This window comes from Vibrio sp. YIC-376, from assembly GCF_052353105.1.
In the GTDB taxonomy this organism is placed as follows: domain Bacteria; phylum Pseudomonadota; class Gammaproteobacteria; order Enterobacterales; family Vibrionaceae; genus Vibrio.
Genome location: NZ_JBBWFK010000002.1, coordinates 225,735 through 241,956, shown reverse-complemented (window position 1 = coordinate 241,956; position 16,222 = coordinate 225,735). Strand labels below are relative to the sequence as shown.

Here is a 16,222-nt window from a genome sequence, read left to right as displayed (position 1 = left end):
TATGTCAGATCACGAATCCCATTGTGGAGCCTGTAATGGTATTGAAGTACGAACCCCTAGAGCACCTGACAACACGGCAGGGTTATCACACGTTAATTATCGAATCGGTGAATACAACGACTTTTATCTCAGTATGGTCGCGCGCTTATCCTCAGCTAGATATGGCGCCCTAGGAACACTGACTACACGTGAGTCGAGCGATTTTACTCTAGCGCTTATAGATGCATGGGCCGCCAGTTGCGATGTACTGACGTTCTACAATGAAATGTGGCTGAATGAAGCTTATGTCAACACGGCGATGGAAACCGGCTCTCTCTATGAATTAGCCATGCTGACGAATTATGTTCCTCACCCTGGCGCTGCCGCCACCACAAATCTAGCATTTACGATCGCTGCAGGAGAGGGTATTCCGGAAGAAATTATTGTTCCAGCGGGTACTAAAGTGCAAAGTACTCCCGCCCAGGACGAGAAGCCGGTGATTTACGAGACGTTGAGCGAGCTAACCACTCGTGCAGCATGGAATGCGATTCGTCCCAAATTGACTGCACCACATCCGTTAACCGAGACAACCAAAAAGATTCCGCTGCCCGGCACTAACCTTAATCTGAAAACTGGCGATGCGGTTTATTTTGTGTCGGATGATGGCGAGCAAGTATTCGCGACTATTAATTCTGTCACTCCTGTGCTCGCAAACATAGCCAAAGATCCTGATTCAAAAGACCTTACCTGGATAGATATATCTCCAGTATCGTCTGAACCGCTTGCCACTTCTCATTCAGACCTGTCAGGAGGAACCGCTCGATCTCTGGCAGATAAGATAGCGAACTATAAAGGGAAAACTGTTGATGCCAAAGAGCTGGCGGGAGTACTAAAGCAGGAGTCCTTTAAAGAAAAGGCTTTCTTTTCTCCGCTAATTGAATCCACCAAAACAACGCGACAAGTACAACTGTTTCGTGCCAAAGCAGCAATTTTCGGTCATGCAGCCCCCCCTTTGGCGAGTTTGCATTACTCATTAACAGGCACATTTCCTGTTTACAAAAAATCTGGTGATGATGTTGTCGTCGAAGATGTTGCTAGCGGACCTTATGCGGATTTAGAGGAGGATGAATGGGCGGGTGGCACGCTGGACGTAATGGACGATAGCGCGTCACATCATGTTTTCTTAGAACGCCCGGTCACCGACATCGGTAAGGAGAGCGTGGTTGTACTTCGGGATGGTAATAAGTGGTCGCGTTACAGTGTGACTGATACAAACGAAACGTCTGTCTCGTTCTTCTCTGTCACGGGGAAAAGTACACGTCTGACATTAAACAGCGATGCTCATTTTGACGAACTCTCCATCAGAGGCACTGTGGTATTTGGTGCCAGTGAGTGGATGGACATCGCTGATCCACCCATTACGGAGGCGATGGACGAGGAGAGTATTTCGATTGAATTAAATGGCTGGTATCCGGGGTTAGAAGAAGGCCGGAAAATGATACTCAAGGGGGAAGCCGAAAACGCAGGTACTGAGCCTGTTGTCGCGACGAGAATCGTTCAATCGGTGAGTCACAGTTTCGCCGAAAATGGCGGCACGACTCTGACATTCTCCGAATCGATAGGTGCCCCTTATTTCCCGCAAAGTCTTCGTATTTATGCCAACGTTGCAGATGCCTCACAGGGAGAGTCGGTGGCTGAAGTACTTGGTGACGGTAACGCGACACCACACTTAGCCTTTAAATCTAAACAGGCTCCTCAAACCTTCGTGCCTGCTGCGACCGAAACCGGAGTGAAGCCAACAATGGAAATTCGTGTCAATAAGGTCCTCTGGAAACAAGTGCCCCATTTTCTTGATGCCTCACCGACCGATCGCGTCTACACCATGCGCGTCGATGAGAACGGATACAGTCATGTAGCATTTGGAGATGGGACTTTAGGCGCGATACCGGGTAAAGGACAACAAAACATCCGAGCCAGTTATCGCAAGACATTGGGACTGGAAGGCAGGGTGAAAGCTGGTCAACTCAACCTGTTAATGTCGCAACCATTGGGTGTTCAGGGAGTAAATAACCCATTGGATGCAGAAGGCGGTGCCGATCCGGAAGGTATGGATGATATCCGCGTCAGTGCACCGCTTTCTTGCAGAACGTTAGGACGTGTTGTTTCACTAACGGATTATGCCGATTTCTCGCGTGCTTACGGAGGAATCGCTAAAGCGACATCACAATGGCTTCATGTTAGTGGTGGGCACCATGTGGTCGTGACGGTAGCGGCGGAAGCGGGAGCTCAGGTATCCGAAGGCGGTGATCTTCATAATGCATTAACGCAGGCATTGATGGATGCGGGTAATCCTTTCTCACGATTTGTGCTGCGAAGTTTTCGACAAACCTATTTTCGTCTTGGGGTCAAAGTCAAAGTGAATCCTGATTATCTGGAAGACGACGTGCTCAACCGAGCTGAAATGGTCATTTTTGAGTCGTTTTCCTTCGAGGCCAGGGACTTTGGCCAGCCTGTTTTTGCCAGTGAAGTCATTGCATTGCTTCATGATGTTGAAGGCATAGACGCTGTCGTCATCGAACGACTCTATACGGGCAGTTCGCCAACGCGATATGAAGGGATTGCGGCACCTATGGCCGAAATAGTGGATGGTGAAATCGTTGGTGCGTCAATCCTAAGCTTGCACCCTAGTGGACTTGATTTTCTGGAGGCCTGCTTATGAGTAGTTTGTCACCTGAATCTTTGTACAACCTGTTGCCAGAAGTCTATCGTCGTCGAGACGAAGATCAGGGGTTTCCACTTAAAGCGTTGATGGAGATTCTGGCTGAGCAGGCGAACATCGTAAAATATGACATCGACCGTCTTTACGATAATCAGTTCATCGAAACCTGTGATGAATGGGCCGCACCTTATCTGGGAGAGTTGGTCGGTTATCGATATGGCGCTGAAATACCTGGTGTCAGTCAACGCGCAGCGGCAGCCAATCAAATCCGACTCGCGAGAAAACGCGGGGTTGCGTTGGCGCTGGAGCAAATGGCAACGGATACCACGCGCTGGCCTGCGAGAGTGGTGGAGTTTTTCAAGCTTTTGGCACGGCCTGAGCATATGGCGGCAATCCATCTCCCAAATCATTACACTTTGGATTTAAGAAACAGCCGCAAGTGCGATGCGATTGGTTCTGCTTTTGATTCAGCGAGCTATACAACGTCGGTAGGCAGGATTAGCCAGAGTGAAGGGCGGCACCATTTTCATCACGTAGGTTTATTCCTTTGGAGGCTAGGCCATTATCGTCAGCCGATTGTGCCTGCTCACAGGGTTGCTGAGCGGCGATTTCTCTTTAATCCGTTAGGTTGTAACACCAAGCTGTTTAATCAGCCAGTACCAGAGCCGGATATCAATCATCTTGCTCGTGAAGAAAACTTGCCCGTTGCGTTGAAACGAAGCAATATCGCAGGTGATTGCTTACCAGCTTTCTATCCACATGCCTTTACTTTGGTGATTGATGGGATTTTGAAAACCGCTGATCAATTACAAATCTGTAATCTAAGCGATGATGGTGCGGATTGGGCACATTCTCCCGTTAACTTAATATCGGTTGACCCGGAGCTTGGCCGATTATCGCTTCCGGCATCCATGCCAGAGCCAGAATCTGTTGAAGTAACGTATCACTATGGGGCGAGTGCGGATATTGGTGGGGGTGCTTATTCGCGTGGTGAAGGGTTTATTGTTTCTGAACGCCCTCCAGAGGTAGTTCGTGGAGGAGAAAGTATTCAGACTGCGCTCGATTTGATTACCGATGGTGGCGTAGCAGAAATTGCAGTGTCCCATGTGTTTAATGAGGCGTTATCTGTAAGCGTAGCTGCAGATCGAACATTGTCATTACGCGCTAAAGATGGTCATCGCGGGTTTGTTCAGCTCGGCGGCAATGATATGACTCTGGAAGGTGGCGCTGAGTCTGAAATTATTTTAGATGGCTTGGTCATTACCGGTGGGCGTCTTGTGATTCAGGATACCGGAGATAATGCACTGCGCCGTTTAGTTTTGCGGAATATCACATTGGTCCCGGGACACTCTGTGAGCATGGATGGTGAGCCACTCTTTACTGAGTTGCCTTCGCTGGTTGTCGAAATCGCTAATGTTACCGTAGAAATTGAGCGTTCAATCGTTGGTGCGATTCGTACCGTAGAAGGTGCTTCAGTCACTATTAAAGACAGTATTGTTGATGCGACATCAAACACTAACATCGCCTTTTCATCACTGGGTGGAGACGGTCATGGTGGCGTACTGACACTTTGTGAATCGACGGTGATCGGTAAAGTTGGAGCACGATCGTTTCCACTCATCTCGAACTGTATTGTAGATGCTGCACTGGTCGAAACTGATCCCTGGACGGCACCAGTGTGGGCATTGCAACGACAAACCGGGTGTGTCCGTTTCTCTTACATACCGCCTAATTCAAGGGTTCCTCGCCAACACAGATGCCAACCACAGTTTGCAGCTGCTAAGGCAATAGAAGCTGCCGAATCGAGAAATCCGGCTCTGACGGATACTGAACGCGCTAACATCACTCGTGGGGTTAGAGCACGTGTCGTAGCAGCCTTTACATCTACCCGATATAACGACCCTGCCTATGGTCAACTGCTACTCTCTGCGCCGGTAGAATTACGCCGCGGTGCCGACAGTGGTGGAGAGATGGGCGTTTATCATCATCTTTATTACCCACAGCGGCATGATGCTTTGCTGTTTCGTCTTAATGAATTTTTACCTATTGGCCTCGATGCAGGCTTGATCTATGTGACCTGAGGAGGGACTCATGGCTGTAGATATTTCAGGAAAAACGTTTGACCCACGTCATAACTACTCCGGACTGGTGTCAATGCAAGGAAGGGTGGTGTTGGATACACCGCTCAATGAGGGCGCGGAGATTGTAGATAGGCGCTTTCGTGCTGAAACCATCGACCTGGCTGGCTTTTGTGGCTATCCAGCGCATCTGCCAGACAGCTTTCGCATTGAGGTTACTGGCGGAGAGTTGCTTATCCACCCGGGGCGTTATTATGTCGATGGATTGCTTGCAGAGAACTTTGGTTACGGCGAAGATGAATTTTATTTTCCGTTGGAAGAGATGCGCAGTAATGAGCCTGTACCTTTTCAATCGCAGCCCTACCTGCCAATTATGGAACCTCTGGATCTGGATGACGGCCGTTATCTGGTCTTTCTGGATGTATGGAAGCGTCCGGTCACTTTCCTTGAAGACCCTGATTTAATCGATCCGGCGGTGGGTGTCGATACCAGTGCACGCTTGCAAACCGTTTGGCAGGTGAAACTCTTTTCGGTAGATGATGGCGTAACCTGTAGTACTGAAGATGAAGATATTGATGACTGGGCAGCGTTTATTCAGCCATCCTCTTCTCGTTTATCCACTCGTGCCAATCCCGCCTCCGCCGTTGATGATCCTTGTCTGCTGCCACCAGAAGGTGGTTATCGTGGCCTGGAAAACCGCACTTACATGGTTGCGGTTCATGATGTTAATGAAGATGGCGTTGCGTTGCTTAAATGGTCTCGGGTTAATGGCTCTTTCGCTGGGCGCATTCTTTCTCAGCCAGCGAGTAACACCATCACTCTGGAACAAGTTGCCAAAGATGATTACCTGAGATTTAGCGCAGGTGATTGGGCGGAGATTACTGATGATGTCCGCGTATTGGAAGACAATCCCGGTACCATGGTTCAAATACTTTCCGTAAATTACGCGACGAATAGCGTGGTGCTTACCAACCCTTTGAGCGCCGATGATATCGTGCTGATTCCTGCCTCCACAGTTGCCGATAAATCACTCCATCCTATTTTACGACGTTGGGATCAGTCAGGTGTGGTATTGGATACGGATGGTGCTGAAGTGATTAATCTCGATGCCCCGGGAAGTCATGGTTTAATCCCGGCTCCGGAAGGCGTATTTATTGCGTTAGAGGACGGTGTTGAAGCGGCGATTTCTTTACAAGGGACGGGCGATTATCATGTGAGTGATAATTGGAGCTTTGTCACCCGCTACGCGGACAGCTCAGTTGAAACCTTAACCAACGCTCCTCCTCAGGCATTTCATCACCACTATTGCCGACTGGCTGTTTTAGATATTTTAGGTGGGGAATTTGTTGAACCCATTGTGCAGGACTGCCGGGATCCCATCGGCACGGTGGGTTGCTGCACTGTTGTCGTACGGCCGGGTGAAGATATTCAGACAGCGTTAGACAGTCTTTCTCCTGAATTTGGTGGCTGCGTTTGCCTAAAAGTGGGTGTCCATACCATTCACAGACCGCTTCGTATTCGTTATCCCAATATCACGTTGCATGGTGAAAGCCACGGTGCGCAAATCCTCAATCTCAGCAATGAAAAGGCAATTACCGTCAGTTCAGAAGATGGCAGCCAGCTTTCTGGCATTCATCTCTCAGGGTTTTCCATTCTTAGTCGTGGAGAAACGAAAGGCTCAGATGGCATTATCTCCCTAAAAACGGTTAGCGATAGTCTGATTGAGGATTGTCGAGTTCAAACACTGGATGCAAGTGTTCCGTCAACCGATAGTCCGGCTGTGGCGTTGTTTGATTGTCAGAGAGTGCGTGTGTGCCACTGTCAATTTGTGGGTTCTCCAGTGGGTGTTTGGCTAGATAATGGCGGCGAAGATCTAACGTTGAATAACAACGTGATCCGTTTTAATGCCGAGCAACTTCCCGGACTCGTCGGTATAGCAGTTTGCGAAGTGTCCGGTAGGGTAAGAGTCTTAGAGAACGACATCATTGGCTTCATTCGAGGTGTGGTGGTTAACAATCAAATATTTGGAGACGCATTTTCAACGGCCTCATACAGTGAGGTCAAAGGTAACCGCATTACCTTAAGTCGAATTGTGGTCGACCAAGATGCGGTAGCTGTTGAGTGCAATTGCTCTTACGGCACGGTTTCAGAAAACCAAATTGTGCTGATGTCAGAAGGGAGCACTGGTGTGATGGTGAGAGGCGTAGGAGCACTGGTCGAGCGTAACCGTATTGAAACCGGAGGAAAGGTTCAGTCGCAAATTGCAATTTTGCTTGGAGGCGATGATAAATTGTTTTCCGGTGGTATTAGCGTGACGCAAAACTGGTTACATGGCTGCAGTGGAGGCATATTGGCCGAGGGAGTCAATGGGCTTCGTATCGATAATAATGATATTGCTGGTGACAGTGGTGAAGAACTTGCGGTGTCGGTGCAGGGGTGCTCGCTGGTCAGTATCGAAAATAACATCATTGTCGCAGCGACACTGGCCATTATGGTCACGCAATGTGAAGACGTTCAAATCAGTAGCAATCAAATTCGCGATGACGGCATTGCAATTGGCTGTCTTCAATGTGTACGAGTCGATGTCACCAACAACCAAATTAACCACTGTGCGCTCGGTGGGATAGTTCTGATGTTTTGCCTCGCACGCGCAGCGGTAATTGGAAACCGCTTGAATTATGTCGGCGTGTCAGCACAGGGCGTGTTTGCCTCGTCAATCATGAGTATTTTCCATTTGGGTGAATGTCATATCGAGTCTAATGAGGTGCTTAACACGGGTGTGGGTCGAGATGATGTGGTTAATGGCCAAGCCACAGTTGGGATTCGGGCGCTATATGTGCTCGAAGCTCGTGTTGAAAGTAATCTTGTTTCTTATTCTGACTTACTGACCCGTGAACGAATTCTAGAAGATCGTGCACTATTGATGCAGGGGTTGTTGGAGATGCCGTTGTTAGATACCCAAGGGAAAAATACCGGGATATTGGGTTACTCCGTTCAAATTTCAAACAACAAGTTTCTTGGTCGGGGCGCAGATACCCTTGTAGAACTGCTATCTACCGACATTACTGAATTGGTTCGAATCAGATTTGAGAGAGTGTTTTTTAATCATAATTTTGTCGAACACTTTGGAAGTAACGGTAGGGATATTGCAACTGGTGCAACGGTTATCTTGGTCGGAAACAGAGGCGTTGTGATGGGTAATCAAATCAAGTCGGGCACTCGGTTTCTTCCATCGTTTAACTTCCAAAGCATGGCTGGCCCTTATATTGGCAATATCACAGAAGGAGCCGTTATCAATCACCCTGAATTCCCAGTACCAGAATCTGGCTTTAATTCGCAGATTTAATCAAGGAGCGAAATCATGGCAAACGCAAATACAACATTGAAAAAGCATTTTTCGCTCATCAAAGAGATGGAAAAGGCGAGCCAAACTGACAAAGTGAAGAACCCGGTATTAGCAACGAAAACCGCTGCTGCTGCAAAGAAAGTCAGGATTGAAAGTCGAATATCTGAACTCGAACAGCAACGTGCGGCGTTTAATAAAAAAATGGATGAAGCGATAGCGCGCGAGAAAACACAATTAGTTGAAATCGAGCGGTTTGAGCAGATGGTGCCGGATCAGGAAATAAAGAACACGGTGGTGAAACCTAATCGAACAACCACGCGAAGCACGAAAGTGAGCGCAAAAGATACATTGAAAGCAACGACTAATACCAAAACTGTGTCCACAACAGCTAAAACAACGCGGACGACGAAAAAGTAACGGTGCAATAACGTGGACTTAATCTTTTTGAGTGCTCACTCTGTTGCTTAATGGTGGAGAGAAACTGAATGCTATCAAGGGAGCAGTATCCAAATAAACGTCGAAAAAGGTAATTTTATTTAAGTGGACGATTCTTAAGCGGTTCTTAAGTTAGCAGGGTTAATGTGAGTGATGAGTTTTAACCTTACATACTACTAATAGGAATAATCATATGGAACGTAAAACGCTTTTAACTTCAACAATGATGATCGCAGGACTACTTTCTTTTGGCGCATACGCTGGAGATCCAACCTGTACTACAGAAAGTCAGGATAATTGGATGCCATTCGACACGGCTCAGAAAATGGTGGAGTCACAAGGATATAAAGTGAAGAAGTTTAAACAAACCAATACAGGGTGTTACGAATTATATGGTTATGGCACAAATGGTAAGCGTGTTGAAATCTACTACAACCCCGTTGATATGAGTGTAGTTAAAGAGGAAGTCGATGACTAAGAAAACTCCCTGGGATCGGGTAGTTAAGCTCACCCACTGGGTGGTGGCTAGCCTATTCTTGGTAAATTATTTCATTACCGAGGACGGCAGTAACTTACACCAGTGGGTTGGTTATACCGTGGTAGGGGCCGTTGTTTTAAGGTTACTATGGGGATGTGTTGCTAAACCACCGGCACGTCTTTCTTCCTTTCAACCCTCTGTCTCTAAAGCGATTCAACACTTAAAAGAGGTATATCAGACTCGGGAGGATGAGCACCAAGGACATAACCCGGCAGGTGCAATAATGATTTGGTGCATGTGGATTGGCCTGATAGTCACTGGAATATCAGGATATATGATGGAAACTGATCTTTTCTGGGGAGAAGATTGGGTTGAAGCCATTCATGAAACCGCAGTCAATACCACTTTCTTTTGTGTATGTGTCCACATCGGTGCTGTCATTATTATGAGTCGAATTACCGGGCGCTCCTACTTACGAAATATGCTCCCTAGTAAGCAGGGAAAGTAACTATTTAATTTAAATATAGAAAGCAACTTTACTACGTTGCTTTCTATATTTATTTATCAACACGCGGCGAATGCGTTTCTTCTTTCTCTTGCATCTGCATCTTTTTAGTTACAACCCCCTTTAGCAAAAGTACTTTTTTGATAAGCCTTTTAATTCTAGAGACTCAACTTGTTCATTTTTAAGGAAGATGCCATGCTGAGTGCGAAATTAGTCAGCATTTTGATCATTAACAAGAGTTAGTTTTCAGGAGTAACTATGAAGCAGGGAAAAGCTTTTCAAGATCTAATACCAAATAACCATTGCTTTGGCTGTGGTCCTCAAAATACATCCGGCTTACAAATCAAGAGCCACTGGATTGAAGAAGATAAATCCGCCTGTACATTTGTGCCATCTTCACATCATTGTGCTGGACCGACACAGTTCTTAAACGGTGGGATCATTTCTACGATTATCGATTGTCATTGTATCTGCACGGCGATAGCGAAAGGGTATCAATTACAGGAGCAAGAGATAGGCTCTGGTGAACCTGTGTGGTATGCGACAGGAAAATTACAAGTGAACTACCTTAAACCAGTGCGAATTGATCAAAATCTAGAACTAGTAGCCGTCATTGAAAGCGTTAACGGCAACAAGATGACATTGAGCTGTGAACTGTATTCTGGTGACGATCTTTGTTGTACAAGTCAGGTTGTAGCGGTCAAAGTACCCAATAGCTGGTTTTCAGCGGATTGATTAAAGGTATTGCACTTCTACGGTTCGGACACTTTAAACATGATGAAGTCTCTGAACTTATTAAGTTTTTACAAAGCCAGATAAATGAACACAAAAAATGTCGAGGATCAGTTCGTAATACGTGGCATTTTTTGTGATGCATTGGCTCTAAGAGGATATATGGAAGTAAGGCGAATCGTTCCAGCGGATTTGGATAGTTTTTTGTCGCTGTGGCAAAGCGTGTTTGATGAAGGTGAATTTTTTGCTACCCCTCCACCTTCTAGAGAACGAATTAAATCAGTTCTAGAAAAAAGTGAGCGTGACCAGTTTCCTCAGTATGTAGCAATCTCTGACAATAAGATTGTTGGCGTAGTGGAGGCTTTCCCTGTCAGTGTGCATATAGGCTATGTTGGAACACAAGTTCATCGATTATTTCGCGGGCAAGGCATAGCTCGGAAACTATTGTCGAAGGTAATTGAAGATAGTCGTCGTTTCGGATTTAAGGAACTGAAGTTAGAAGTTTACGATTTCAATTTGCCTGCCCGTAGGCTGTACGAAAGTTTCGGGTTTTCAGTCGATGGGTTAGGTGGTCAAGATACGTTACCTTCTGGTAGAGAAGTGACTATTGTAAAAATGTCACTCTCGTTAGCTCAAGCATAACGGCTATTTATTAACGAGTTGCCACTAAATGCATTTTATTACGCATGTGAACTCGTTATTGATTCAATTAGTGGAAACATCGCAATGTATGTTTCACGCTTCGAGAATCTTTTTGAAAATTGTCTCAATGGTGATAATCAATAAGATTATCACTGACTGGCAAGAGTGTTTTTATTTATAGAACTATAATTAGCCTGTTGCAACGGCATAGGTATGCTTATTATGTTTATTAGAAAAACACGTTGTCCCTTATTACTGATAACACTCATTGTCTCACCTTTAGCTGTTTCAAATGATATGAGTGAAGAGTATGCGAAAGGGAAATATCTCGTCAAAATTGGTGGTTGTAACGATTGTCATACATCAGGTTACGCTCCTAGCGGTGGAACAACACCAGAGCCCCAATGGCTATTAGGCGATCAGGTTGGTTTTCGTGGCCCGTGGGGTACCACTTACCCTTCTAACTTGCGTGAGTATATTGGCAATTTGTCCGAAGTCGAATGGATAGCCAAAGCCAGAGAGATTAAAACCCGGCCGCCTATGCCTTGGTGGATTCTCAATGAAATGACAGAAGAAGATTTAAGTGCGGTATACCAATACATAAAGAGTTTGGGTAGTGCTGAGAATACTGTCCCTGCATTTGTACCTCCAGAAGTAGAGCCGAAAACGCCGTATATTCAATGGCCGCAACCGCCAAAGTAGACATTATTTTTTTAAACTATAGGATGATTGTAAAGTGCCAGATGTTGTCGCCTTCGAAAAATAAAATTAGGAGGAATTGCAGCGTTTGGCATTTTTGGTTTTAATTAGTCTCAAACTAAATGACACAATAGATAAGCAGATACGCTTTTTGCATCAATGTAATTTCAGAGTTTTGCAGTAAGTGTGTGTCACTAATCTGGCGTCGTGTATTTTGAGTGTTAATTATAAACATGAACTATTTTGAATCTCCATTTTCTGGCATCCCCTTAAAAGATCAAATTACTAACCCGAATATTATCGCTGGACGTCACAGTTACTATTCGGGTTACTACCATGGTCATAGTTTCGACGACTGCGTACGTTATTTGAACCCTGAAAGAGACGACGTTGATAAGTTAATTATTGGGAACTTTGTTCCATCGGCTCAGGCGCTGTCTTTATGATGGCGGGTAATCAGGGACACAGAAACGACTGGATAAGTACTTTTCCATTTTTCTACCAAGACAAGGAATATTTTGCCGATGCGGCGGATGGTTTTCAACGAGCGGGAAATACCGTGGTGGGAAATGACGTATGGATAGGCTCGGAAGCAATGATCATGTCAGGTATTACCATCGGTCATGGTGCAATCATTGCCAGCCGCGCAGTTGTGACCAAAGACGTCGCACCCTATGAAGTTGTTGGGTCAATCCCTGCAAAACATATCAAATATCGCTTCTCTCCTGAGCAAATCGCGATGCTACTAGAAATGGAGTGGTGGAACTGGTCAGATAGCCAATTAAAAGGTTGTATCAAGTTGCTGTGTTCAGCTGATATTGAAGGTCTTTATCAGTATTGGATCGATGAAATACGCATATAGAAACGCAGCTTAAATTATGGAAGTGTAGGCTTGTACGCTTTATCGTTACGAAATACCTATTAAGAGTGAAATTGAAAAATAAGGAAAGTGACTAGTGGTTCTTCTTGTTTTCGGAAGGCAAAAATTTTCTTTAATGCGACTCTAAACACTCAATAAAATCATTTATAAAAGGATGGATTCATGAATACACAAAAAGTGGCAATCATTACTGGTGGTGGCCGAGGGATTGGCGCTGCGACTGCGCATCTTTTTGCAACTAATGGATATGCGGTATGTATTAACTATAAGTCCAACTCGGAATCGGCAGCCCAGCTAGCTGAAATGATCACCCGTAATGGTGGCAAATGCATTACTGTCCAAGCTGATGTGTCTCAAGAAGAGGATGTCACTCGACTGTTTGCTACGGTCGACAGAGAGTTAGGTCCATTATCCGTACTCGTGAACAACGCTGGTATCTTAAAGAAACAGATGCGTTTAGAGGAAATGACTGCAGACAGAATTAACGCGATACTCGTCAATAATGTCACCAGTTACTTTTTGTGTTGTCGCGAAGCCGTCAAGCGTATGTCTAAGCGTCATGGCGGGGTTGGTGGCGTTATTGTGAATGTTTCTTCCGGAGCATCTCGTTCTGGGTCACCGAACGAATATATCGATTATGCCGCGTCAAAAGGCGCGATTGATACATTAACGAAAGGTTTATCCTTAGAAGTTGCCTCTGAGGGTATTCGCGTCAATTGCGTTAGGCCTGGCCTTATTCATACCGAAATGCATGCGGATGGCGGAGAGCCTGAGCGAATTGAAAGGCTGAAAAGTGTCATTCCATTGCAAAGAGGAGGGAAGCCTGAAGAAGTGGCTGAGGCCATTTATTGGTTAGCCTCAGAGAAGTCTTCATTTTCTACAGGTAATTATTTAGATTTAGCTGGTGGGTTGTAACCGACATTCAATATTTTAGTCAGTGCCCCTGCTAGTTGTTAGTCTGATTCTGTTTATATAGACGTTAAAAATTGAAGGATATCATTTGAAAATCAAATCTGTCACTCCGGACCCACTTGCTTGCCCTTTGTGTGGGCAAGCGAATTCATGTGTAAATTTAGGTGATAAAGACATCACTAAATCGTGTTGGTGTAATGACCCTTCTATAAAATTCCCGGAAGGACTTCTTTCCCAAGTCCCTGAAGAAAAAAGAAGAAAAGCATGTATTTGCAAGGCATGCGCGTTAAAGTATCAGGACAGTAACAAAGAGAGTTAATGCACGTTGACAGATCGGTTCGTTAGGCGGACAGAGCATGCTTGTCTAAACAAGGAAAGTTAAGTGGAAATAAAAGAAGTAAATTCAATCTCAGGTGTGGTTGTTCAATTGAATGAACTTCTTACCAATTGCATTGAAAGTGGAGCCTCGGTTGGCTTTTTAACTCCGGTAGATGCTCAGGAAGTCGAGTCCTATTGGCAGTCGGTAGAGTCTGATCTTGAGGCCAGCTCCAGAAAGATCTTTTTAGCTTACGACAACGATGAGGTCATTGGTGCTGTCCAGCTTTCACTTTGCTCAAAAGCCAATGGTTCACACCGAGGCGAAGTCGAAAAACTGATGGTCAAAACCAGTGCTAGAGGGCGTGGCGTAAGTAAAAAGTTAATGTCTTTGATGGAAAGTACGGCTTCAGAAATCGGTTTGTTGTTACTGGTATTAGATACTCGACTCGGTGATATTGCCTCCTCATTATATCGCTCTATTGGCTACGCAGAAGCAGGGCAGATCCCTCAGTTTGCTCGTAGTTCCAGTGGCCAATTAGAAGCCACTGTATATTTCTTTAAGTTATTGTAAGTACATAAGGTTAGGAATGTCGAAGGTCATATTGAAGGGGTATATATTGGTTCCTGAATCGGATTTAAAGCCAGTAAGGAAGGAGCTAGAAAACCATACCCGCCTGACGTTACAAGAACCAGGCTGTATGGTGTTTCGCGTTACTGAAAGTGCAGAAAACCCACTACGATTTGATGTGTATGAAGAGTTCTCTGACAAAGTTGCATTTGAGGCGCACCAGAAAAGGGTGAAAGCATCCTATTGGGGGAAGGTCACGGTAAACGTTGAGCGTTTTTACGAGGTTTTTGAGTAAAATAGAAGCCGGATTGGTAAAAATCCGGCGTTAGTTGTTTTGGCTTATACCGAAACTGCAGAAGTCGTTTTGACAGAATACACCAGCTTGCCATCAACATAAGTGGCGTCCACGTTTCTCTCATCGCCTAAAATCATCAAGGCGAACAGCTTGTCTTCTAAACTCTTCGCATGTTGATGTCGTAGTTTTTGTAAGTCCGTTGCGGCCCAGTTCAAGACCACGAAATCGGCCTCTTTACCTATTTCAAAGTTACCAACTTTGTCGTCGATGCTGAGTGCTTTCGCTCCACCAAGTGTCGCAAGATATAAGCCTTTGAATGCGGATAGCTTTTTATCTTGTAACTGCATGACTTTATAGGCCTCATTTAACGTTTGTAATTGACTAAAGCTGGTGCCTGCGCCAACGTCGGTGCCTAATCCAACGCGAACGTTCTTCTGTTCGGCTTTCTCTAAATTGAACAGTCCACTGCCAAGAAACAAGTTTGAAGTCGGACAGAATGAGATGACTGAATTGGAGTGCTCAAAAGCCTCCCATTCTCTGTCGGTAAGATGAATCGCATGGGCGAATACGGAGCGATTGCCGGTCAATCCATAATGTTCATACACCTTGAAGTAATCCTCATGTTCAGGAAAAAGAGATTTCACCCATTCAACTTCATTCTTACTTTCAGAAAGATGTGTTTGCACGTATACATCAGGAAATTCAGCTTTGAGCTTGCCAGCGGCGGCTAATTGCTCTCTTGATGAAGTAGGAGCAAACCGAGGGGTGATAGCATATTGCAGGCGTTTGTGATTGTGCCATTTTTGGATCAGCGCTTTGCTATCCCGGTAAGCGGACTCTGGCGTGTCGAGTAAATAGTCCGGCGCGTTGCGGTCCATCATCACTTTTCCGGCAATAATGCGCATGTTTTTCTCTTGCGCTTCTTCAAACAGCGCATCCACGGATTGTGGATGTACAGTGCCAAAAACCAACGCGCTGGTGGTGCCGTTTTTTAATAGCTCATTGATAAAAAACTGAGAAACAGCTTTCGCATGTGCTTTGTCTTCAAACTGTTTTTCTGTTGGGAAGGTGTAGTTCTCTAACCACTCAAGTAACTGTTTGCCATAAGATGCGATCATCTCAGTCTGAGGGTAGTGGATGTGCGTATCAATAAATCCAGGAACAATAAGTTTTCCCCGGTAATCTACAATGTCACTGTATTTTGCTGCTTCTACATCACTAAATTCTCCGACGGCTTTAATAAAGCCATCTTCAATGACCAACAGACCATCTTCAATATATTGAAAAGATTCTTTGAGGTAGTCGACCTTGGCCGGGTCATTGTAAAAATGAAGCACACTCGCGCGTATAGCCGTTGCTTTCGACGTGATACCAGAAGAAATCTGTGCCGTATTCTTTAAAGAAAGAACGATAGATTTGTTGCCCATAAGTCACTCCATTGAATATGTTTGATACCCATGGTTTTTGACTTATCTTCGTAAGTCCTTGTCAATAGAGTAGTGTATGTAACAACCGAAAACCATTAAAAGCAAAGTATTACTGCCAGAAGTATGCCAGCTTTGAAATGGCATTTGTTCGGAGATAGCTCAATGACCGAGTATGTGTATCCACCGTTTTTAGGGTTTAGTTCTCACCA

14 protein-coding genes and 1 pseudogene are annotated in these 16,222 nt (G+C 45.3%); 14 read left to right on the top strand and 1 reads right to left on the bottom strand.

Features of this window, described 5'->3' with window-relative positions; all coding sequences use genetic code 11:
- Position 1 precedes the first annotated feature (1 nt).
- From WJM94_RS05325 to WJM94_RS05260, 14 genes and pseudogenes are all read left to right on the top strand, one after another.
- Positions 2-2,698 carry a hypothetical protein gene (locus WJM94_RS05325; RefSeq protein WP_444493194.1) on the top strand — a complete coding sequence of 899 codons (2,697 nt, stop codon included), beginning with the start codon at positions 2-4 and terminating at the stop codon, positions 2,696-2,698.
- Positions 2,695-4,779 carry a hypothetical protein gene (locus tag WJM94_RS05320; protein ID WP_444493193.1) on the top strand — a complete coding sequence of 695 codons (2,085 nt, stop codon included), beginning with the start codon at positions 2,695-2,697 and terminating at the stop codon, positions 4,777-4,779. The genes WJM94_RS05325 and WJM94_RS05320 overlap by 4 nt, the downstream gene beginning before the upstream one ends.
- A 10-nt stretch (positions 4,780-4,789) precedes the next feature.
- Entirely contained in the window at positions 4,790-8,122 is a 3,333-nt protein-coding gene (locus tag WJM94_RS05315) for a DUF6519 domain-containing protein (protein ID WP_444493192.1), read from the top strand.
- A gap of 15 nt (positions 8,123-8,137) precedes the next feature.
- On the top strand, positions 8,138-8,539 hold the full coding sequence (locus tag WJM94_RS05310; protein WP_444493191.1) for a hypothetical protein: 402 nt from the start codon (positions 8,138-8,140) through the stop codon (positions 8,537-8,539).
- Positions 8,540-8,750: 211 nt separating this feature from the next.
- Positions 8,751-9,035, top strand: a complete 285-nt coding sequence (locus WJM94_RS05305) for a PepSY domain-containing protein (RefSeq protein WP_444493190.1) — start codon at positions 8,751-8,753, stop codon at positions 9,033-9,035.
- The gene (locus WJM94_RS05300) at positions 9,028-9,543 is read left to right on the top strand and encodes a cytochrome b/b6 domain-containing protein (protein WP_444493189.1); all 516 of its coding nucleotides are present in this window, start codon (positions 9,028-9,030) and stop codon (positions 9,541-9,543) included. The genes WJM94_RS05305 and WJM94_RS05300 overlap by 8 nt, the downstream gene beginning before the upstream one ends.
- 255 nt (positions 9,544-9,798) lie before the next feature.
- Positions 9,799-10,275 carry a PaaI family thioesterase gene (locus tag WJM94_RS05295; protein ID WP_444493188.1) on the top strand — a complete coding sequence of 159 codons (477 nt, stop codon included), beginning with the start codon at positions 9,799-9,801 and terminating at the stop codon, positions 10,273-10,275.
- Between the two features lie 159 nt (positions 10,276-10,434).
- Positions 10,435-10,914: a GNAT family N-acetyltransferase gene (locus tag WJM94_RS05290; RefSeq protein ID WP_444493187.1), complete on the top strand. Its 480-nt coding sequence runs from the start codon at positions 10,435-10,437 to the stop codon at positions 10,912-10,914.
- Between the two features lie 222 nt (positions 10,915-11,136).
- The gene (locus tag WJM94_RS05285; protein WP_444493186.1) at positions 11,137-11,616 is read left to right on the top strand and encodes a c-type cytochrome; all 480 of its coding nucleotides are present in this window, start codon (positions 11,137-11,139) and stop codon (positions 11,614-11,616) included.
- A gap of 230 nt (positions 11,617-11,846) precedes the next feature.
- Positions 11,847-12,475: pseudogene (gene catB, locus WJM94_RS05280) on the top strand (type B chloramphenicol O-acetyltransferase).
- Between the two features lie 180 nt (positions 12,476-12,655).
- Positions 12,656-13,408, top strand: a complete 753-nt coding sequence (locus WJM94_RS05275; protein WP_444493185.1) for an SDR family oxidoreductase — start codon at positions 12,656-12,658, stop codon at positions 13,406-13,408.
- Positions 13,409-13,493: 85 nt separating this feature from the next.
- Positions 13,494-13,724 carry a cysteine-rich CWC family protein gene (locus WJM94_RS05270; protein WP_444493184.1) on the top strand — a complete coding sequence of 77 codons (231 nt, stop codon included), beginning with the start codon at positions 13,494-13,496 and terminating at the stop codon, positions 13,722-13,724.
- A 63-nt stretch (positions 13,725-13,787) separates the two neighbouring features.
- Positions 13,788-14,294, top strand: a complete 507-nt coding sequence (locus tag WJM94_RS05265; RefSeq protein WP_444493183.1) for a GNAT family N-acetyltransferase — start codon at positions 13,788-13,790, stop codon at positions 14,292-14,294.
- A gap of 16 nt (positions 14,295-14,310) precedes the next feature.
- Positions 14,311-14,586 (top strand): putative quinol monooxygenase, encoded by a 276-nt coding sequence (locus tag WJM94_RS05260; protein WP_444493182.1) that lies wholly within the window; start codon positions 14,311-14,313, stop codon positions 14,584-14,586.
- Between the two features lie 44 nt (positions 14,587-14,630).
- On the opposite strand, the gene guaD is transcribed toward WJM94_RS05260, so the two are convergent.
- Positions 14,631-15,956 carry a guanine deaminase gene (gene guaD / locus WJM94_RS05255; protein WP_444493526.1) on the bottom strand — a complete coding sequence of 442 codons (1,326 nt, stop codon included), beginning with the start codon at positions 15,954-15,956 and terminating at the stop codon, positions 14,631-14,633.
- Between the last annotated feature and the right edge of the window lie 266 nt (positions 15,957-16,222).